This is a genomic window from Nocardioides mangrovi (assembly GCF_020073815.1).
In the GTDB taxonomy this organism is placed as follows: domain Bacteria; phylum Actinomycetota; class Actinomycetes; order Propionibacteriales; family Nocardioidaceae; genus Nocardioides; species Nocardioides mangrovi.
The window spans coordinates 101,621-120,168 of the sequence record NZ_JAIQZJ010000006.1; the positions used below are offsets into that span (position 1 = coordinate 101,621).

The 18,548-nt window shown below is 71.2% G+C and carries 21 protein-coding genes; 15 read left to right on the forward strand and 6 right to left on the reverse strand.

What is annotated here, in order from left to right:
• Positions 1-29 precede the first annotated feature (29 nt).
• A complete protein-coding gene (locus K8U61_RS11355) occupies positions 30-743 on the forward strand; it encodes an alpha/beta fold hydrolase (protein ID WP_224123132.1) in 714 nt (237 codons plus the stop codon).
• Between the two features lie 8 nt (positions 744-751).
• Positions 752-1,642 carry a DUF5996 family protein gene (locus tag K8U61_RS11360; RefSeq protein WP_224123133.1) on the forward strand — a complete coding sequence of 297 codons (891 nt, stop codon included), beginning with the start codon at positions 752-754 and terminating at the stop codon, positions 1,640-1,642.
• Here K8U61_RS11360 and K8U61_RS11365 read toward each other — a convergent pair.
• The 3 genes from K8U61_RS11365 to K8U61_RS11375 form a co-directional block, all read right to left on the reverse strand.
• Positions 1,639-2,334, reverse strand: a complete 696-nt coding sequence (locus K8U61_RS11365; protein WP_224123134.1) for an alpha/beta fold hydrolase — start codon at positions 2,332-2,334, stop codon at positions 1,639-1,641. The two genes, K8U61_RS11360 and K8U61_RS11365, sit on opposite strands and share 4 nt — an antisense overlap.
• A 90-nt stretch (positions 2,335-2,424) precedes the next feature.
• Positions 2,425-3,495, reverse strand: a complete 1,071-nt coding sequence (locus tag K8U61_RS11370) for an alkene reductase (protein WP_224123135.1) — start codon at positions 3,493-3,495, stop codon at positions 2,425-2,427.
• Positions 3,496-3,565: 70 nt separating this feature from the next.
• Complete coding sequence (locus K8U61_RS11375; RefSeq protein WP_224123136.1) at positions 3,566-4,348, reverse strand: enoyl-CoA hydratase/isomerase family protein; 783 nt, start codon at positions 4,346-4,348, stop codon at positions 3,566-3,568.
• A 54-nt stretch (positions 4,349-4,402) separates the two neighbouring features.
• On the opposite strand from K8U61_RS11375, the gene K8U61_RS11380 reads away from it, so the two are divergent.
• Positions 4,403-5,338: a DNA-3-methyladenine glycosylase family protein gene (locus K8U61_RS11380; protein ID WP_224123137.1), complete on the forward strand. Its 936-nt coding sequence runs from the start codon at positions 4,403-4,405 to the stop codon at positions 5,336-5,338.
• 15 nt (positions 5,339-5,353) lie between these two features.
• Here the strand turns inward: K8U61_RS11380 and K8U61_RS11385 are convergent, their stop codons facing one another.
• Positions 5,354-6,610: a phospholipase D-like domain-containing protein gene (locus tag K8U61_RS11385; RefSeq protein WP_224123138.1), complete on the reverse strand. Its 1,257-nt coding sequence runs from the start codon at positions 6,608-6,610 to the stop codon at positions 5,354-5,356.
• 49 nt (positions 6,611-6,659) lie between these two features.
• Here K8U61_RS11385 and uvrB point away from each other — a divergent pair, with 49 nt between their 5' ends.
• From uvrB to K8U61_RS11405, 4 genes are all read left to right on the forward strand, one after another.
• A complete protein-coding gene (gene uvrB, locus K8U61_RS11390; protein WP_224123139.1) occupies positions 6,660-8,780 on the forward strand; it encodes an excinuclease ABC subunit UvrB in 2,121 nt (706 codons plus the stop codon).
• On the forward strand, positions 8,777-9,214 hold the full coding sequence (locus K8U61_RS11395) for a VOC family protein (RefSeq protein ID WP_224123140.1): 438 nt from the start codon (positions 8,777-8,779) through the stop codon (positions 9,212-9,214). Before uvrB ends, K8U61_RS11395 begins: the two co-directional genes overlap by 4 nt.
• Positions 9,215-9,307: 93 nt before the next feature.
• Positions 9,308-10,600 carry an MFS transporter gene (locus K8U61_RS11400; protein ID WP_224123141.1) on the forward strand — a complete coding sequence of 431 codons (1,293 nt, stop codon included), beginning with the start codon at positions 9,308-9,310 and terminating at the stop codon, positions 10,598-10,600.
• Between the two features lie 8 nt (positions 10,601-10,608).
• Positions 10,609-11,172, forward strand: coding sequence for a hemerythrin domain-containing protein (locus K8U61_RS11405; RefSeq protein WP_224123142.1), 564 nt, complete (start codon positions 10,609-10,611; stop codon positions 11,170-11,172).
• Here K8U61_RS11405 and K8U61_RS11410 read toward each other — a convergent pair.
• Complete coding sequence (locus tag K8U61_RS11410) at positions 11,169-11,711, reverse strand: hypothetical protein (protein ID WP_224123143.1); 543 nt, start codon at positions 11,709-11,711, stop codon at positions 11,169-11,171. The genes K8U61_RS11405 and K8U61_RS11410 overlap by 4 nt on opposite strands.
• Before the next feature lie 149 nt (positions 11,712-11,860).
• Between K8U61_RS11410 and K8U61_RS11415 the strand changes: the two genes are divergently transcribed.
• The 6 genes from K8U61_RS11415 (at position 11,861) to K8U61_RS11440 (ending at position 16,111) form a co-directional block, all read left to right on the forward strand.
• Positions 11,861-12,340, forward strand: coding sequence for a SigE family RNA polymerase sigma factor (locus K8U61_RS11415; RefSeq protein ID WP_224123144.1), 480 nt, complete (start codon positions 11,861-11,863; stop codon positions 12,338-12,340).
• Complete coding sequence (locus tag K8U61_RS11420; RefSeq protein WP_224123145.1) at positions 12,337-13,089, forward strand: hypothetical protein; 753 nt, start codon at positions 12,337-12,339, stop codon at positions 13,087-13,089. The genes K8U61_RS11415 and K8U61_RS11420 overlap by 4 nt, the downstream gene beginning before the upstream one ends.
• A gap of 105 nt (positions 13,090-13,194) precedes the next feature.
• Positions 13,195-13,779 carry a carboxymuconolactone decarboxylase family protein gene (locus K8U61_RS11425; protein WP_224123146.1) on the forward strand — a complete coding sequence of 195 codons (585 nt, stop codon included), beginning with the start codon at positions 13,195-13,197 and terminating at the stop codon, positions 13,777-13,779.
• A 2-nt stretch (positions 13,780-13,781) separates the two neighbouring features.
• Positions 13,782-14,675: an RNA polymerase sigma-70 factor gene (locus K8U61_RS11430; RefSeq protein ID WP_224123147.1), complete on the forward strand. Its 894-nt coding sequence runs from the start codon at positions 13,782-13,784 to the stop codon at positions 14,673-14,675.
• A 19-nt stretch (positions 14,676-14,694) separates the two neighbouring features.
• Positions 14,695-15,744 carry a CobW family GTP-binding protein gene (locus tag K8U61_RS11435; RefSeq protein ID WP_224123148.1) on the forward strand — a complete coding sequence of 350 codons (1,050 nt, stop codon included), beginning with the start codon at positions 14,695-14,697 and terminating at the stop codon, positions 15,742-15,744.
• Position 15,745: 1 nt separating this feature from the next.
• A complete protein-coding gene (locus K8U61_RS11440; RefSeq protein ID WP_224123149.1) occupies positions 15,746-16,111 on the forward strand; it encodes an MmcQ/YjbR family DNA-binding protein in 366 nt (121 codons plus the stop codon).
• A gap of 3 nt (positions 16,112-16,114) precedes the next feature.
• On the opposite strand, the gene K8U61_RS11445 is transcribed toward K8U61_RS11440, so the two are convergent.
• Positions 16,115-16,675 (reverse strand): DUF1707 SHOCT-like domain-containing protein, encoded by a 561-nt coding sequence (locus K8U61_RS11445; RefSeq protein ID WP_224123150.1) that lies wholly within the window; start codon positions 16,673-16,675, stop codon positions 16,115-16,117.
• A gap of 244 nt (positions 16,676-16,919) precedes the next feature.
• Here K8U61_RS11445 and K8U61_RS11450 point away from each other — a divergent pair, with 244 nt between their 5' ends.
• Both K8U61_RS11450 and K8U61_RS11455 read left to right on the forward strand, forming a co-directional pair.
• Positions 16,920-17,693, forward strand: coding sequence for an MlaE family ABC transporter permease (locus tag K8U61_RS11450; protein ID WP_443680168.1), 774 nt, complete (start codon positions 16,920-16,922; stop codon positions 17,691-17,693).
• A 12-nt stretch (positions 17,694-17,705) separates the two neighbouring features.
• A complete protein-coding gene (locus K8U61_RS11455; protein WP_224123151.1) occupies positions 17,706-18,545 on the forward strand; it encodes an MlaE family ABC transporter permease in 840 nt (279 codons plus the stop codon).
• Positions 18,546-18,548 lie beyond the last annotated feature (3 nt).

The following is an 18,548-nucleotide window of genomic DNA, read 5'->3' on the forward strand; positions in this document are numbered from 1 at the left end:
CCCGCCGCCCCGACCAGAAGGAGATCTCCATGCCCACCCCCACCGTCGTGCTCGTGCACGGTGCCTTCGCCGACGCCTCGAGCTTCGCGGCCCTCGTACCGGAGCTGTTCGCCGCCGGACTCGACGTCCGCGTGCCCGCCGTCCCCAACCGCAGCCTCGTCGGCGACGCGGCCTACATCGCGTCCGTCGTCTCCCACATCGACGGTCCCGTGCTGCTCGTCGGCCACTCGTACGGCGGCGCCGTCATCACCGTCGCCGGGACGGCCGACAACGTCGTCGGTCTCGTGTACCTGGCCGGCTACGCCCTGGAGGAGGGCGAGAGCCTCGGCGAGCTGCAGGGCGGCTTCCCCGACTCGCCCCTCGCCGAGGCGCTCGTCTACACGCCGTTCCCGCAGGCGGGTGGCGAGGACGGGACGGACGTGTCGGTCGACGTCGCGCGCTTCCCCGAGATCTTCGCGGCCGACGTGGATCCCGACCTCGCCCGCATCCTCGCGGTGTCCCAGCGACCCCTCGCCGGTGCGGCGTTCGGCGAGGCCGCCCCGGCCGCGGCCTGGAAGACCAAGCCCGCCTGGGGGATCGTGTCGTCCTCCGACCACACCATCAACCCCGACGTCGAGCGCTTCGGCTACCAGCGGGCCGGCATGACGACGGTCGAGATCGACTCGTCCCACCTCGTGATGCTGGCGCACCCCAAGGAGGTCGCGGAGGTCATCCGCACCGCGATCGAGACGATCGGCGCCTAGGCCCGATCGTGAACGGTCACGACGGCCGCTGGCCGGCGCTCCTCGTCGACGAGTGGGCCGACACCCGGGACACCCTGCACCGGTGGGTACAGATCGTCGGGAGGCTCCGGCTCGCGCTGGCCCCGCACCAGAACCACTGGTGGCACGTGCCCCTCTACGTCACCGGCGTCGGGCTCACCACGTCGCTGATGCCGGCGGGCGGACGCGGGCTGGAGGTGCAGTTCGACTTCGTCGACCACCGGTTGGTGCTCGACAGCACCGACGGTCGGCGCCGGACCGTCGAGCTCGCCCCACGGTCGGTCGCGGACTTCCACGAGGAGGTCCGCCGCCGGCTCGGCGAGCTCGACGTGCACGCCCCGATCGGCCGGTCGCCCGTCGAGGTCGAGGACGCCACGCCGTTCGCCGAGGACCAGCACCACGCGTCGTACGACGCCGAGGCCGCCCACCTCTTCTGGCTCTCCCTCGTCAAGGCGCACCAGGTGCTGTCGGACTTCCGGGGCGGGTTCCGGGGCAAGGCGAGCCCCGTGCACTTCTTCTGGGGCGCCTTCGACCTGGCGACCACCCGCTTCTCCGGACGTCCGGCACCCCGTCACCCGGGAGGCGTCCCGAACTGCCCGGACCGCGTGATGTGGGAGGCCTACGACGCCGAGCTGACCAGTGCGGGCTTCTGGCCGGGTGGGAGCCCGGAGGGCAGCTTCTACTCCTACGCCTACCCCGAGCCGACCGGCTTCCGTGAGGCTCCCGGCGCGGCGTACGACGACGAGCTCGGCGAGTTCCTCCTGCCCTACCACCTGGTGCGGCAGGCGCCCGACCCGGCGGGCGCGGTCGGCGACTTCCTGAGGAGCACGCACGACCACGCCGCCCGCCTCGGCGGATGGCCGGCTGCCGAGTCCCCCTAGCTGCCGACCCCCGCGACCGCCGCCTCGATCAGCGCGACCACCTCGTCGGGCTGCGAGACCATCGGCACGTGGCTGGAGGCCACCTCGACCGTGGTCGCGCCCATCCGGGCCGCGAACTGCCGCTCGGCGTCCGGCGGGATCGCCTCGTCGTTGGTGGCGACGAGGTACCAGCTCGGCAGGTCCTTCCACGCCGGGTGGCCCATCACGTCGCCGAAGACCGACAGCGAGGTCGCCTGCTGGACCGCGAACATCACCTTCGCCTGCGCCGGGTCGACGTCCGAGGCGAAGTGGCCCACGAAGTCGTCCTCGGGCAGCCACGCGAAGCCGAGCGTGTCGACGTCGAGGTGGGCCAGCGCCGGGCTCGGCGGGCCGCCCTCGACGAGCGCGCCGATCGACTCGCCCTCGTCGAGGCCGAACGCGGCGATGTAGACGAGGCCGACCACGTTCGGGGCGTCCTGGCCGAGCGCGGTGATGATCTGGCCGCCGTACGAGTGCCCGACGACGATCGTCGGACCGCTCTGGCGGTTGAGCACTTGGCGCAGCCGCGCGACGTCGGCGTCGAGGGAGGTCTCGGGGAACTGGGGCGCGGTCACGCCGTAGCCGAGTCCGTGCAGTCGGCTGATCACAGAGCTCCAGCAGGAGCCGTCCGCCCAGGCGCCGTGCACCAGGACGATGTGGGGGAGGTCCGTCATGCGTCGACGCTAGGGCTGGTGGGCACGTTCCCACCATGGTCCGTCCGGACTGTTCGGGGATTGGTCACCAACCCCAGCGTCGGACGTCGCTCAGTCGTCGAGGAACGGGTAGTCGGTGTAGCCCTCGGCGCCGCCGCCGTAGAAGGTGTCGGGGTTGGGCTCGTTGAGCGCCGCGCCGGTCTGCCAGCGGGCGGGCAGGTCGGGGTTGGCCAGGAAGAGCCGGCCGACCGCGACCGCGTCGGCGAGGTCCTTGTCGAGGATCTCCTGGGCCGACTCGCGCGTGGTGATCTCGCCGAAGCCGTCGTTGGCGATGACCACGCCGCCGAAGCCGCGGCGCAGGTCCTGGACGAGGTCGGTCTTCGGGTCGGCCAGGATGCTCAGGTAGGCCAGGCCCAGCGGGGCGAGGCCCTCGACCAGCAGACCGTACGTCGCGGCCACGTCGGCCGGGTCCTCCTCGGTGGCGCCCTGGATGTTGTGAGCGGGGGAGATCCGGATGCCGACCCGCTCGGGGCCGATCGCCTCCGCCACGGCCCGGGTGACCTCGAGCGCGAAGCGGACCCGGTTCTCGGGCGAGCCGCCGTACCCGTCGGTGCGGTGGTTCGACCCCGGGGCCAGGAACTGGTGGATCAGGTAGCCGTTGGCGCCGTGCACCTCGACGCCGTCGAGGCCGGCCTCGACCGCGTTCCGCGCCGCCTGGACGTAGCCCTCGACGACGGCCGGGATCTCGTCGAGCGCGATCTCGCGCGGGGTCGGGAAGGGCTGCGGCCCGTCGGCGGTGAACATCTCGTCCGGCGCGGCGATCGGGCTGGGCGCGATGATCTCCTGGCCGCCGGTGTTGTCGGGGTGCGAGATCCGGCCCGCGTGCATGAGCTGGGCGACGATCCGGCCGCCGTTGGCGTGGACGGCGTCGGCGACGCGACGCCAGCCCGCGAGCTGCTCCGCGGAGTGGAAGCCGGGGGTGTTGAGGTAGCCCTGGCCCTCCGCGGTGGGCTGGCTGCCCTCGGTGATGATCAGGCCCGCGGAGGCGCGCTGGGCGTAGTACTCGACCGCGAGGTCGCCGGGCACGGTGTCCTCGGCGCGGTTGCGGGTCAGCGGCGCCATCACCAGGCGGTTGGGCAGCGTCCAGGCGCCGACGGTCAGGGACTCGAAGAGATCAGCCATGTCCGGCACAGCGCGGTCGGGCCGACCGCTGTTCCGTCCCGGGCGGTGAGGAGTCTCACCGTTTGAGCGGTCACCAGCCCGGAGGAAGGTTCGTGAAGTCGGGCTCGCGACCCTCGGCGAAGGCGGTCAGCGCCTCCAGGTTGGCCGGGCCGCCCATGAGCTCGGCGAAGGCCGCGTTCTCGCGATCGCGGGCGGCGCGGATCTCGGCGCGCAGCGGCTCGGTCATGGTCCGCTTCACCGCGACCAGCGACGAGATCGGCCGCGCGGCCAGCAGCTCGGCGTGCCGACGCGCCTCGGGGAGCAGGTCGTGGGGCTCGCAGACCCGCCACACGAGGCCCATCTCCTTCGCCTCGGCCGCCGAGACCCACTCCGCGGAGAGCAGCATCCAGGCGGCGTCCTGGTGACCGAGCAGCCGCGGGAAGAGGTACGACGAGGCCGCCTCGGGCGCGACGCCGAGGCTGGTGAAGGGGCACTTCAGCCGGGCCGTGGTCGACATGAACGCGAGGTCGGCGTACCCGAGGATCGTGGCGCCGATGCCGAGCCCGACCCCGTTGACGGCGCAGACGAGCGGCTTGGGGAAGGCGACCAGCGCGTCGAGCAGGCCGAGGAAGCCGTGCTTGCCGGGCACGAAGTCGGGGTCGGTCGCGCGCGCGTGCATCTCGAGGAGATCGGTGCCGGCGCTGAACGCGCGACCGTTGCCGGTGAGCAGCACGACCGCGACGCCGGGGTCCTCGGCCGCGGCCAGGAGCGCGTCGGCGGTCGCGTCGTACAGAGCCTCGTTGAAGGCGTTGAGCGCGTCCGGCCGGTCCAGGGTGACCGTGCGGACCCGGCTGGTGTCGTCGATCTGGAGCATGGCCGAAGACTAGAACACGTTCTAGCGTCGGTGGCGAGAGCTAGGGTCGCGGACGTGGCGGGCGACGGGCAGGCGCGGGAGTGGCGACCCGACTGGCCGTGCCCGGTCGGCACCGTGCTGCGCATCCACAAGCGGGGTGGCGGCGACCCGACGTACCGCGTCGACGGCGACCGCCACTGGCGCGGCATCCGTACGCCGGACGGCCCGGTCACCCTGCTCGTCGAGCCGCGCTCGACCGAGGGCGTCGTGCGTGCCGAGGCCTGGGGGCCGGGCGCGGCGTGGGCGCTCGACTCGCTGCCGGCGCTGCTCGGCGCCGAGGACGACGTGACCGGCTTCGAGCCCGGCCACCCGCTGGTCGAGGAGGCCTGGCGCCGCTACGGCCACTGGCGGATCGGCCGCACCGGACGGGTCATGGAGGCGCTGACGCCGGCGATCATCGAGCAGAAGGTGACCGGCCAGGAGGCTTTCGCGGGCTTCCGGATGCTCGTGCACCGCTTCGGTGAGCGCGCGCCCGGGCCGGGGGAGCCGCTGAAGCTGTGGATCCAGCCGTCGGCCGAGACGATCCGACAGGTGCCCTCGTGGGAGTGGCTGCGCATGCACGTCGACCCGGCCCGCTCGCGTGCGCTGGTCAACGCGGCCCGGGTCGCCGACGCGCTCGAGCGCACCGTCGGGCTGCCCGGCGACGAGGTCGAGCGCCGGCTGACGTCGCTCCCCGGGGTCGGGGTCTGGACGGCCGCCGAGGTGCGCCAGCGCGCCCACGGCGACGCCGACGCGGTCTCCTTCGGCGACTACCACATCGCCGCCGACCTGGGCTGGGCCGTGAGCGGGGAGCCCTTCACCGACGAGCAGATGGCCGACTTCCTCGAGCCCTGGCGACCCCACCGCGGCCGGGTGCCGATCCTGATCGGCCTGGTCGCCGGCCGACGGCCGCGGCACGGCGCCCGGATGGCCCCGCGCACGCACCTGCCAGCGAAGGTCACCCGCCGCTGACGCCTCGTCCGTACGTCAGAGCAGCGGTCGCAGCGGCGCCAGGATCATCTCGGTGAACTTCCGGTGCAGGTCCCGCGCCTCCCACTCGCCCTTGGTGAGCTCGAGGCAGTTGGACTCGTCGATCCCGAAGACCTTCTCCAGCGCGGTCGCGAAGTCGGGGTCGATCACCTCGACGTTGATCTCGTAGTTGCCCTGGAGGCTGAGCCGGTCGATGTTGGCGGTGCCGATCGTCGACCAGGTGCCGTCGATGGTGGCGGTCTTCGCGTGCACCATCGCGTCCTTGAAGCGGAAGATCCGGACGCCGGCGTCGAGGAGCTGGGAGAAGTAGCCGCGGGAGATCCAGTCGGCCACGATGTGGTTGGACTTCAGCGGGACGAGCAGGCGCACGTCGACCCCGCGCGCCGCGGCGGCCTTCATCGTGTCGACGAAGTCCTGGTCGGGGCAGAAGTAGGCCTGCGTCATCCAGACGTTCTCGGTGGCCCGGCCGATCGCCTCGATGTACATCGACCGGATGGGGAACATCCACAGCCGCGGCACGTTGCGGTGGAAGCGCAGCCGGGTCTCCCAGGTCGAGGCAGCCTCGAGCAGCAGCGGGCGCTCCGACGTACCGATCCGGCGACGGCGGTTGAGGTTCCAGAAGTCCGCGAAGGCGCGCTTGAGGTCCCACACGCCCGGGCCGGTGATGCGGACGTGGGTGTCGCGCCACTCGGTGGCGTACGCCGTCCCGATGTTGTAGCCGCCGACGAAGCCGACCGCGTCGTCGACGACGAGGATCTTGCGGTGGTCGCGGCCGTAGCGGGCGAGGTCGAAGAACTTCCAGCCGGCGGGGTAGATCGGGTAGCGCAGCACCTTCATCCCGGGCGGGAAGCGCTTGAACCGGGGCGAGACGACGAGGTTCGCGAAGCCGTCGTAGATGCAGTAGACCTCCACACCGCGCGCCGAGGCCGCCGAGAGGGCGTCCTTGAAGCGCTGGCCGACCTCGTCGCCCTTCCAGATGTAGGTCTCGAAGAGGATCTGCCGCTGGGCGCCCTCGATGGCGTCGAGCATCGCGTCGTACAGGTCCTGGCCGTAGGTGTACGGCGTCAGCTCGCCCTCGCCCACGTCCACCGGGTTCGGCGCGGTGACCGGGAAGGGCTTGGGCTTCTTCCCGCGCCGGCGGTAGGAGTCGACCACCGACATCCCGATCGCCAGCGCGACCTGGACGCCGATCACCGTCAGGAGGGTCCGGCGGAGCACCCGCAGCAGTCGCTCGACACCGGTCCGGTTCCGCACGACGTCAATGTACCGAGGCACTGTCGGCGGACCCGTCTAGGCTCGTTGCATGCGACCAGTCACCGATCTCGAGCGCCGGGTGGCGCCGTTCAAGGTCGTCTCCGACTACCAGCCCTCCGGCGACCAGCCCGCCGCCATCGAGGAGATCTCCAAGCGGATCAACGGGGGCGTCGAGGACGTGGTGCTGCTGGGTGCCACCGGCACCGGCAAGACGGCCACCGTCGCCTGGGTCGCCGAGCAGCTCCAGCGGCCGATGCTCGTCATGCAGCCCAACAAGACGTTGGCCGCCCAGTTCGCCAACGAGCTGCGCCAGCTCTTCCCGGACAACGCGATCGAGTACTTCGTCTCCTACTACGACTATTACCAGCCCGAGGCCTACGTGCCTCAGACGGACACCTACATCGAGAAGGACTCCTCGATCAACGAGGAGGTCGAGCGGCTGCGCCACTCGGCGACCAACTCGCTGCTCACCCGGCGCGACGTGATCGTGGTCAGCACCGTCTCCTGCATCTACGGCCTCGGCACCCCGCAGGAGTACGTCGACCGGATGATCCGGCTCAAGGTGGGGGAGGAGCACGACCGCGACTCGATCCTGCGGCGGCTCGTCGAGATCCAGTACACCCGCAACGACATGTCCTTCACGCGCGGCACCTTCCGGGTCCGTGGCGACACCCTCGAGGTCTTCCCGGTCTACGAGGAGATGGCGATCCGGATCGAGTTCTTCGGTGACGAGATCGAGCGGATGATGACCCTCCACCCGGTCACCGGCGAGGTCGTCACCGAGGACGAGGAGCTCTACATCTTCCCGGCGACCCACTACGTCGCCGGCGCCGAGCGCATGGAGCGCGCGATCAACGGCATCGAGGCGGAGCTCGAGGACCAGCTGGCCAGGTTCGAGCGCGAGGGCAAGCTGCTGGAGGCGCAGCGGCTGCGGATGCGCACGACGTACGACGTCGAGATGATGCGCCAGGTCGGCTCCTGCTCGGGCATCGAGAACTACTCGATGCACATCGACGGCCGCACCCGCGGCAGCGCGCCCAACTGCCTGCTCGACTACTTCCCCGAGGACTTCGTGCTCGTCGTCGACGAGTCCCACGTCGCGGTGCCGCAGATCGGCGGCATGTACGAAGGCGACATGTCCCGCAAGCGCAACCTGGTCGACCACGGCTTCCGGCTGCCGAGCGCGATGGACAACCGGCCGCTGCGCTGGGAGGAGTTCCTCGACCGGATCGGGCAGACGATCTACCTCTCGGCCACGCCGGGCGACTACGAGCTCGACAAGGTCCAGGGCGACACCGTCGAGCAGATCATCCGGCCGACCGGCCTGGTCGACCCCGAGGTCGTGGTCAAGCCGACCAAGGGCCAGATCGACGACCTCATCCACGAGATCAACACCCGCACGGAGAAGAACGAGCGCGTCCTGGTCACCACGCTGACCAAGAAGATGTCCGAGGACCTCACCGACTACCTCCTCGACGCCGGCATCCGCACCCGCTACCTCCACTCGGAGGTCGACACCCTCAAGCGGATCGAGCTGCTCCGCGACCTCCGGCTGGGGCAGTACGACGTCCTCGTCGGCATCAACCTGCTCCGCGAGGGCCTCGACCTGCCCGAGGTGTCGCTGGTGTCGATCCTCGACGCCGACAAGGAGGGCTTCCTGCGCTCCGACAAGTCCCTGATCCAGACGATCGGCCGCGCGGCGCGCAACGTGTCCGGCGAGGTGCACATGTACGCCGACAAGATCACTCCGTCGATGGAGTCGGCGATCGACGAGACCAACCGACGTCGCGCCAAGCAGGTCGCCTACAACACCGCCCACGGCATCGACCCGCAGCCGCTGCGGAAGAAGATCGCGGACATCACCGACATGCTGGCCCGTGAGGACGAGTCCACCCAGGAGCTCCTCGAGACCTGGCAGCAGGGTGACCCGAAGAACCGGAAGGCCCCGGTCCCCGCGCTCTCGCGGCTGGCCGGCGGCGAGTCCGGCCAGCACACCCAGGACCTCGCCGGGCTGCCGAGCGCCGAGCTCGCCCAGCTCATCCAGGAGCTGACCGACCAGATGAAGGGCGCCGCCGCCGAGCTGCACTTCGAGGTCGCGGCCCGGCTGCGCGACGAGATCGGCGACCTGAAGAAGGAGCTGCGGCAGATGATGGAGGCAGGGGCCAAGTGAGCACGCTCCGCGAGGTCCAGGTGACCTTCGACTGCGCCGACCCGCGGGCGCTGTCGCTCTTCTGGTGCGAGGTGCTCGGCTACGAGCTCCCGCCCCCGCCGCCCGGCTTCGACTCGTGGGACGCCTTCTCGGCGAGCCTGCCGGAGCAGTTCCGCAACATGGCGAGCGCCTGCCAGGACCCGACCGGCGCCGGCCCGCGGCTCTTCTTCCAGCAGGTGCCCGAGGGCAAGGTCGTCAAGAACCGCGTCCACCTCGACGTCCGGGCCGCCCCCGGCCTCGAGGGCGAGGACCGCGTCGAGGCCCTCGAGACCGAGGCCGAGCGCCTCGTCGCCCTCGGCGCCAGCAAGATCGAGCTCGTCGTCCAGACGGTCCCCATGCCGGCCACCTTCATCGTGATGCGCGACCCCGAGGGCAACGAGTTCTGCCTCGACTGACCGTCGAGTCCGGACTTCCGTCGGCCGAGTCGGGGGTTCCGGACGGTCGAGCCGGCTCCGAGTGACCCCGCTCACGGCTCTAGACTTCGGGGAGTGAATCCGCCGACCATCACCGCGCGTGCCTGGTCGGTCTGGATCGTGGGGCTGCTCGTCTACCTGGTGGCGGTCTTCCACCGCTCGTCGCTCGCGGTCGCGGGTCTCGCGGCCACCGACCGCTTCGACATCTCGGCCTCGCAGCTGGCGACGTTCACGATGCTCCAGCTGGTCGTGTACGCCGGGATGCAGATCCCCGTCGGTCTGCTGGTCGACCGGTTCGGCTCACGCAGCGTGCTGCTCTGCGGCACCGCCCTGCTCACCCTCGCGCAGACCGGCTTCGCGCTCGCGGAGAGCTACCCGGCGGCGCTGATCGCCCGGGTGTTCGTCGGGATGGGCGACGCGATGACCTTCATCTGCGTGCTGCGACTGGTGGCCACCTGGTTCCCGGCCCGCCGGATCCCGATCGTCACCCAGCTCACCGGCACCCTCGGCCAGCTCGGCGCGGTGCTCGCCGCGGTCCCGATGACCTGGGCGCTCGGCCACCTGGGCTGGACGAAGGCCTACCTCGTCGCGGCGTCGCTCGGCCTGGTCCTCGCCGTCGCCGTGCTGCTCGTGCTCCACGACTCGCCCGGGCACCGCAACCTCCGCGGACCGGCGCTGTCGCTGTCCGCCGTACGCCGGAGCCTGGCGGCGTCCTGGGCCCACCCCGGCACCCGGCTGGGCTTCTGGATGCACTTCTCGACGCAGTTCAGCTCGACCGCGCTGAGCCTGCTCTGGGGCTACCCGTTCTTCGTGAAGGGCGAGCTGCAGTCCTCCTCGACCGCCGGCCTGCTGCTCACCCTCATGGTGCTGTCGGTGATGGCCGCTGGCCCGACGCTCGGCTGGCTCGTCGGCTCCCACCCGTGGCACCGCTCCACGATGGTGCTCACCATCGTCGGGGCCATCGTCACCGTCTGGACCGTGGTCCTCGCCTGGCCGGGCCACGCGCCGACGTGGCTGCTCGTGGTACTCGTCATCGTCGTCGGCGTCGGCGGCCCCGCGTCGATGATCGGCTTCGACGTCGGCCGCACCTCCAACCCGCACGAGCGGCTCGCCAGCGCCAGCGGCATCATCAACCAGGGCGGCTTCATCGCCAGCCTGGTCCTGGTGATCGTGATCGGCATCGTCCTGGACTGGCGGACGCCGGGCGGCGGCTCCGACTACACGCCGTCGGCCTTCCGGTGGGCGATGAGCACCCAGTACCTCATCTGGGCGCTCGGCATCGTGCAGGTCTACCGCTACCGCGTGCGCACCCGCCGGGTCGTCGACCGCGACGAGCTGGAGGGTGTGCTGGTCCGCCCTCCCGGGTAAGGAGGGCCGTGACCGTCATCGACCTCGGACGCCCGATCCAGGGTGACGTCGTGGAGCTCATCCTCGACGACCACCGCCGCTTCGAGAGCCTGCTGCGCGACCTGCGCGACAGCAGCTCGGACCGCGACGCCGTACGCCGCGCCTTCGCCGCCCTCCATGTCGCGCACGCGGAGGCCGAGGAGAAGTTCGTCTACCCCAAGCTCCGCACGAAGCGCGCGGTCGGCGCCCACGAGGCCGAGCACGGCGAGGAGGAGCACGCCGAGGGACACGAGGCGCTGCTCGCGGTCCTCGAGCTCAAGGGCACCGACACCCAGGCCTTCGACGACGCGGTCGAGGAGCTCGCGAAGGTGGTCAACCACCACCTCACCGAGGAGGAGCTGACCATCCTCAACCCGGCCCGCGAGGAGGTCGGGCCGCAGGTCCGGGCCGACCTGGGCGAGCAGTTCTGCGCCGAGCGCAACCGGCAGCTCGACGGCGACTGCGGCACCCTCACCAACGTCCGCCGGATCGTCGCCGCCGCCCGCAAGGACGGCCTGCTCGACGACGACGAGGGCGACGAGGGTGACGACTAGCGTCGGAGCAGCGGGGTGAAGCGCGTCTGGTCGTCGTAGTAGGCGCCCTGGAGGCCGGTGGTCCCGTCGACGGTGCGCACCTTCGCTCGCATGCGGACGCGCGGCCGGGTCTTGGTGAGGCAGTCAGCCGCCACGGACACCACCGTCCGGTGGGCTCGCAGCGACGTCGCGATCCGCGAGCACGGGAGCACATGCGGCTCGATCGGGTCGTTCAGCGGTCGCCACGTCAGGCTCTTGTCGACGACCCGACCGCGGCGGTCGCGCAGGATGGTGACCGCGTAGACCTTGTGCCTGTTGCTCGGCTTGATCAGGAGCTCGGTTCCCGAGAGTCGGCCGGCGCGCATCCTCGGGATCGTCACGTTGGCCGTGATCCGATGGGCGGTCCGCCGTACGACGAGCTCCGTGATGTCGACGGCGTGCGAGGTCGAGTCGCCGCGTCGGTCGGACACGCCGCGCTGCTGCGCCTCCGCGCTGACCGGCGCGAGGGCCAGACCGGTGCCGAGGCTGAGGGCGATGAGTGCGCGTGCGGTGGCCTTCATGCGGGTCTCCTTCGGTGCTGTGGGGCAGGTACTGAGGATGAGACGTCCTGGACCCGGCCCCAGGTCACCGATCGACCGGACTTCTTTTCTGCGTCAGGACTGTGACCTTCTCGGTCCTCGGGGCATCTAGGAGGGGGACGGGAGGACACATGGACCGACGTGCGACGCAGGACTTCGAGGACTTCGCCCTCGCGCGCTCCGGCGACCTCTATCGCCAGGCCTGGGCGATGTGCGGCGACCGCCACCGCGCCGAGGACCTGGTCCAGGAGACGCTGGCGAAGGTCTTCGTCCGATGGCGCCGCATCCAGACGCCCTACGCGTACTCGCAGCGGACCCTCCTCCGGACCTACCTGAGCCGGCGGCGCCTGCGCAGCAGCAGCGAGCAGCCGTGGGGCGAGCTCCCCGACCACGCGGGCGTGACGGACCCCATGGAGCACAGCGACGCCCGGCTGACGCTGCAGCAGACGCTCGCCGGCCTCACCCGTCTCGATCGCGCCGTCCTCGTCCTGCGGTACCTCGAGGACCTGTCGGTGGCGGAGACCGCCGACCGGCTGGACCTCTCGCCCGGCGCGGTGAAGACCCGAACCATGCGAGCCCTCTCGCGGGCGCGCGAACGGAGCGTCCGATGAACGAGACGGAGATGGCCGAGCTGCTGCGGCGCTCGACCGGCGACCTCGCCCCCGACCTGCCCGGGCTGGTGGCGGGCGGCCTGCGGCGTGGTCGGGTGCGGCAGCGTCGCCAGCGTGTCGGCGCCGTCCTCGCGGCGAGCGCGGTCGTGGCCCTGGTGGGGTTCGGGAGCGCGCATCTGCTGGGAGACGGCGGAGGGACGAGCCGCGGGGTGTCGCCAGCGGGCGACCCCTCGACCACGGTCCCGACCGTCTCGCCGTCCGCCACCACGTCCGACGAGCCCCTGGAACGCGCGGAGCTCGCGGTCACCACCGAGCAGGTGCCCACCACCTTCGCCGGTCTCGAGCCCGGCCGGGTCAGCGGTCCGTCGCCGAAGTCCGGACCCGACGCGGCCCCGGTCGTCGACTTCACGTGGAGAGGCTTCGGGATCCGTGTGGGCCTGACCCCGGACGACTACGTGGACGACCACGCAGTCGTGGACCCCGCACGGCGGTGTGCGGAGCAGGCCGGGCCCGCGCAGTGCCGGCCCGGTGCCGACGCGACCGTGGTCACCACCTCGAGCTTCGTCAACCCCGCGGCGGACGGGGGCACCTCGGTGCGCTCGGTGACCGTCTTCCGGCCCGACGGCTGGGACGTCCTGGTGATGGTCTACAACGGGCCGGGCAAGGACGGGCCCGTGACGGCCGCCGAGCCGCCGTTCGACCTCGAGGAGCTGGAGCGGATCGCGTCGAGCGACGTCTGGTTCGCGTGAGCTCGCGGCTGGTGGCCGGGCTCGACGAGGACCACGACCGATCCGGGATGTCACATCGTCGGCCCGGCCGACGTCTTCATGTCGAACCCACCCCAGGAGGACGACATGACCGGAACCACCCGCATCCCCGCCGCCGAGATCACCGGCGTCAAGGGTGCGCTGATCAAGCGTTTCGCCCGCAAGAGCCTCGGCCAGGTGCCGACCTCGCTCGGCGTCTACTGGCACCACCAGAAGGTGCTCATGGACATGGCCTCGCTGGGCGGCAAGGTCCAGAAGTGGGATGCCTGCGACGAGCAGCTGAAGTCCTTCGCCCACATGGCGGTCGCCTCGCAGGTCGGCTGCACCTGGTGCCTGGACTTCAACTACTTCGAGGCCCACAACAAGGACCTCGACATGGACAAGGCCCGGGAGATCCCGCGCTGGCGGGAGTCCGCCGCCTTCTCGCCGCTGGAGCGTGAGGTGCTCGCGTACGCCGAGGCGATGACCGAGACCGAGCCGACGGTGACCGACGAGATGGTCGCCTCGCTGCGCACGCAGCTCGGCGACGCCGCGGTCGTCGAGCTGACGGCGGTGATCGCGTTCGCCAACTTCACCACCCGTGGCAACGTCGCGCTCGGCATCGAGTCGGACGGCTTCGCCGCTGCCTGCGGGCTGCGGCCGCTGGCCGAGCGCGTCGCCGTAGGGTCGTGACCGTGCCCGCCGAGATCGCCGAGGATCCCTTCGTCGAGCACCGCGGCCTGCTCTTCACGGTCGCCTACGAGATGCTCGGGTCCGCCGCCGAGGCGGAGGACGTCGTGCAGGAGACCTGGATCCGGTGGGACGCGATCGGGGCCGACGCGCGCGGCGAGGTCCGCGACCCGCGCGCGTTCCTGGTCCGGATGGTCACCCGCAAGGCGCTCGACCGGCACCGGTCCAACGCCCGCCGGCGCGAGGACTACGTCGGCGAGTGGCTGCCCGAGCCGCTGCTTACCGCACCCGACGTCGCCCTCGACGTCGAGCTGGCCGACAGCGTCTCGTTCGCCATGCTGACCGTGCTCGAGACGCTCACGCCCACCGAGCGAGCGGTCTTCGTGCTGCGCGAGGTCTTCGACCTGCCGTACGACGAGATCGCGCAGGCGGTCGACAAGTCCGCGGCCGCCGTCCGGCAGATCGGGCACCGCGCCCGCGAGCACGTCGCCGCCCGGCGGCCCCGGGTGCAGGTGAGCCGGACCGAGCAGCAGGAGGTCGTCGAGCGCTTCCTCTCCGCGGTCACCGGCGGCGACCTCCAGAGCCTGCTCGACGTGCTGGCGCCCGACGTGGTCCTCGTCGCCGACGGCGGCGGTGTCGCGCAGGCGATCGTCCGGCCGGTCCTGGGTGCGAAGAAGGTCGCCAACCTGCTGCGCACCTTCCCGAAGTTCGGTGCCGGCGCGACCGTCCTGCCCATGGTGCTGAACGGGGCGCTCGGCGCCCGGATCACCGGGCTGCCGGACGGGTTCGACTCCGCCATCAGCTTCCTGGTCGAGGACGGCCTGATCAGCCAGATCTTCGTCGTCCGCAACCCGGGGAAGCTCGGCCGGATCGACGTCGAGGCGACCTTGAGCCGCTAGGCCGCTATCGTTCGATCACATGTTCGTACCGGTGCCCGTCTTCGTGGTGGCCGGCCCGCTCGGGGCCGGCAAGACGACGGTGCTCAACCACCTGCTGCGGCACAGCGCCGACACCCGCATCGGCGTCATCGTCAACGACTTCGGCGACATCGACGTCGACGGGCTGCTGGTCTCGGGACAGGCGAGCTCGACGATCGCGGTCTCGGGCGGCTGCCTGTGCTGCGCCGCCGACGACGGTGAGGTCGCGGCCTACCTCGACCGGCTGACCCGTCCGCGTAGCGGCATCGACGTCGTGGTGGTCGAGGCGAGCGGAGTCGCGGAGCCGGCCGCCCTGGTCGTGAAGGTCGTCGCGGGGCTGGGCCGACGCGCGTCGTACGGCGGCCTGCTCGTCGTGGTCGACGCGGAGCACCCGGACCCGCCGGGGCTCCCCGGGCTCGAGGAGCAGGTCGAGCCCGCCGACCTCGTGGTGGTGACCAAGGCCGACCGCGTCGACCGGTCGGCCCTCGACGCGGTCAAGGAGCGGGTCCGCCGGGCCGCGCCCGGCCGCCCGCTGGTCGACGCCCCTCATGGTGCGCTCGACCCGTCGCTGCTCTTCGACCTGCGCCACGACCCGACCCGGCAGCTGACGCTCGGCGACATCCATGCCGGCGAGCACGCTCACCTGCACACGCCCTACCGCACGGTCAGCTGGCGCGAGGTCCGGCCGCTGCACCCGCGTCGCCTGGCCCACCTGCTCGGCGACGGCGTGCCGGAGGCCTTCCGGATCAAGGGCTTCGTCGAGATCGGGATCGCCGGCCTGCCGCGCCGGTGGACGGTCCACCGCGTCGGCCAGCAGGTCCGGGTCACCCCCGGCGCGCCCGGGCGCCGCCGCGGCAGCCAGCTGGTGCTGCTCGGTCCGGAGCTCGACGGCGCGGCCTACGACGAGCTCGGGGCGCTGGCGGTCGGGGCGGGGGAGGAGCCGGACGTCTACGACCTCGCGGTCCTGGAGCAGTTCGTGCCGCGGCGTCACCGCTTGAGCCCGACGCTCCTCGCCCTCGACGAGGAGCGTGCCCTGGACGAGGGAGCCTGAGATGGACGTCGCGAGGATGCAGGAGCACTGCCTGGCCAAGCCGGGCGCCTGGGCGGACAACCCCTGGGACCACGACCACCCGGTGATCAAGGTCGGCGAGGGGGAGCGCGGCAAGATCTTCGCGTTCCTGGGCGCCGGTGGCGTCGGGGTGAAGGGCGGCGCGACCCGGGAGGTCGCCGACGAGTGGCTGGACCGCTTCCCCGGTGACGCCACCGTGATGCGCTACATCGGCCGGTCCGGCTGGAACGACCTCGCCTTCGGCGGCGCCATCCCCGACGACGAGCTGCTCGAGGCCGTCGACGAGTCCTACCGGCTCGTGGTCGAGAAGCTGCCGAAGAAGCACCGGCCTGCCGGCTGGGAGGGCTAGGACCTAGCGCAGCCAGCCCGGCCGGCGCTGCTCCTTGTCGCGACGCTTCTCCAGACGGCGTACCTCGGAGTCGACGATCTCGCCTCGCGACGCCGCCACCCGGACCAGGTGGAGCAGGCTGAAGACGATCACGAACGCCGGCCAGAAGAAGTACGGGTCGAAGTCGCCGTGCCGGAAGGACGTCGCGAACCAGATCGCCGAGGTCACCAGGCTCGCGCCGAGGAACGAGAAGACCGCCTCGCGGCGCTTGCGCTCCCACTCCTTGGCCGCCATCCGCTCCAGGTCGGTGGAGGTCGCGCGGACCAGGCTCTGCCGCGGGGAGACCCGAGGAGCCACGAGGTCGGCGAGGAGCGGATTGATGTCGCCCAGCAGGCGGACCGTGCCGACCTGCGCGGTGCGCTGGTCGTACTCCTCGCGGTCGAGCCGCCCGTCGGCGTACGCCTCGTCCAGCACCTGGTGCACGACGGCCCGGTCCTGGTCGGACGCCCGCAGCGGCGCGTACTGCCCGTCGCGCGGGTCATGGGTGAACGACGACCAGACCTCGCGCTGCCCGTCCCTGTCCACGCGCTCATCGTAGAAGGCGGCCCGAGGAGGCGTGCGCACCTGGTCGACAGGGGGCGCACGGAGGTGGGAAGGCGCCCGGTCCAGCCCGCTGACATCCCACGTTTCGGGGGCGTTACCTCCGGGCAGACCGGTCGTTGTCCGAGGGAGAACGGGTTCTAGTGGGGAGCGCGCGAGCCTGTTTGCCGAAAACGAGAACACGTTCTAATGTGGCGGCGGTCTAGACCAGGGCTTGGGGAGGTGGCACGTGGCGTTCTCTGCCGTGTCCGTGATCCGTGGACCGGGTGAGCTGGCGACGATGGTCGTCGACGTCACCAAGCTGGCCTTCACCACCCGCTTCCAGCTCCGCGAGTTCATCGAGCAGGCCTGGTTCATCACGAGCGTGACCCTGATGCCGACGATCCTGGTGTCGATCCCGTTCGGCGCCGTCATCTCGCTCCAGGTCGGCAACCTCACCGGGCAGCTCGGCGCCCAGTCGTTCGCGGGCGCCACCGCCGTGCTCGCGGTGGTCCGCGAGGCCGCCCCGATCGCGGCCGCGCTCATCATCGCCGGCGCGGCCGGCTCCGCGATCTGCTCCGACCTCGGCGCCCGCAAGATCCGCGAGGAGATCGACGCGATGGAGGTCCTCGGGGTCAACCCGCTCGCGCGCCTCGTGGTGCCGCGGGTGGCCGCGACCATGTTCGTCGCGTTCATGATCATCGGCATCGTCATCGGCGCCGGCATCGGCGGCGGCTACTTCTTCACGGTGATCGTCCAGGGTGGCTCGGCGGGCGCGTTCCTCTCGTCGTTCACGGCCCTGGCGAGCATCAACGACCTCTACATCGCGATCGTCAAGGCCGTCGTCTTCGGTGGCATGGCCGCGATCGTCGGCGCCTACAAGGGCCTGCACGCCGGCGGCGGCCCCAGTGGTGTCGGCCGCGCCGTCAACGAGTCCGTGATCGTCGCGTTCATGCTGCTCTTCTTCATCAACGCCGTCATCACCGCGATCTACTTCCAGGTCGTCCCGCCCCCGGGGCTGTGAGGGCTGACTGACATGGCGACCATCACCGGCCTCGGCACCTCCTTCGTCAGGGGGCGACGCGACTCCCTCGAGGCGTACGGCGACCAGCTGCTCTTCTACATCAAGGCGCTGGCCTGGGTCCCGCGCGCGATCAAGCGCTACCCCCGCGAGATCGTCAACACCCTCGCCGAGGTCACCTTCGGCGCCGGCGGTCTGACGCTCATCGCCGGGTCGGTCGGCGTGATCGCGTTCCTGTCGTTCTTCGCCGGCACCGAGGTCGGCATCCAGGGCTACGCCTCGCTGAGCCAGATCGGCGTCGCGAAGTTCAGCGCGTTCATCTCCGCCTACTTCAACACCCGCGAGGTCGCGCCGCTCATCTCCTCGATCGCCCTCGCGGCGACGGTCGGCTGCGGCTACACCGCCCGCCTCGGCGCGATGCGGATCTCAGAGGAGATCGACGCGCTCGAGGTGATGGGCATCCCGTCGCTGCCGTTCCTGGTGACCACCCGCATGATCGCGGCGTTCATCGCGGTCATCCCGCTCTACATCGTCGCCCTGAGCGCCTCCTACCTCTCACCGCGACTGATCACCACCTACATCTACGGCCAGTCGCCGGGCACCTACGACCACTACTTCCTGCAGTTCCTGCCGCCGATCGACATGCTCTGGTCGTTCTTCAAGCTGCTCTTCCTGGCGACCGCGGTGATCCTCATCCACTGCTACTACGGCTACACCGCCTCGGGCGGGCCGGCCGGGGTCGGTACGGCGGTGGGCCGGGCGATCCGCACCAGCATCGTCACCATCGTGGTGGCCGACTTCTTCCTCAGCTTCGCCATCTGGGGCTCGACGACCACCGTCCGGATCACGGGGTAGCCG

Coding starts and splice junctions, on each gene's coding strand:
- K8U61_RS11355 (WP_224123132.1), top strand. CDS start 30: ATGCCCACCCCCACCGTCGTGCTCGTGCACGGTGCCTTCGCCGACGCC.
- K8U61_RS11365 (WP_224123134.1), bottom strand. CDS start 2,334: ATGACGGACCTCCCCCACATCGTCCTGGTGCACGGCGCCTGGGCGGAC.
- K8U61_RS11370 (WP_224123135.1), bottom strand. CDS start 3,495: ATGGCTGATCTCTTCGAGTCCCTGACCGTCGGCGCCTGGACGCTGCCC.
- K8U61_RS11375 (WP_224123136.1), bottom strand. CDS start 4,348: ATGCTCCAGATCGACGACACCAGCCGGGTCCGCACGGTCACCCTGGAC.
- uvrB (WP_224123139.1), top strand. CDS start 6,660: ATGCGACCAGTCACCGATCTCGAGCGCCGGGTGGCGCCGTTCAAGGTC.
- K8U61_RS11410 (WP_224123143.1), bottom strand. CDS start 11,711: ATGAAGGCCACCGCACGCGCACTCATCGCCCTCAGCCTCGGCACCGGT.
- K8U61_RS11415 (WP_224123144.1), top strand. CDS start 11,861: ATGGACCGACGTGCGACGCAGGACTTCGAGGACTTCGCCCTCGCGCGC.
- K8U61_RS11420 (WP_224123145.1), top strand. CDS start 12,337: ATGAACGAGACGGAGATGGCCGAGCTGCTGCGGCGCTCGACCGGCGAC.
- K8U61_RS11425 (WP_224123146.1), top strand. CDS start 13,195: ATGACCGGAACCACCCGCATCCCCGCCGCCGAGATCACCGGCGTCAAG.
- K8U61_RS11435 (WP_224123148.1), top strand. CDS start 14,695: ATGTTCGTACCGGTGCCCGTCTTCGTGGTGGCCGGCCCGCTCGGGGCC.
- K8U61_RS11440 (WP_224123149.1), top strand. CDS start 15,746: ATGGACGTCGCGAGGATGCAGGAGCACTGCCTGGCCAAGCCGGGCGCC.
- K8U61_RS11455 (WP_224123151.1), top strand. CDS start 17,706: ATGGCGACCATCACCGGCCTCGGCACCTCCTTCGTCAGGGGGCGACGC.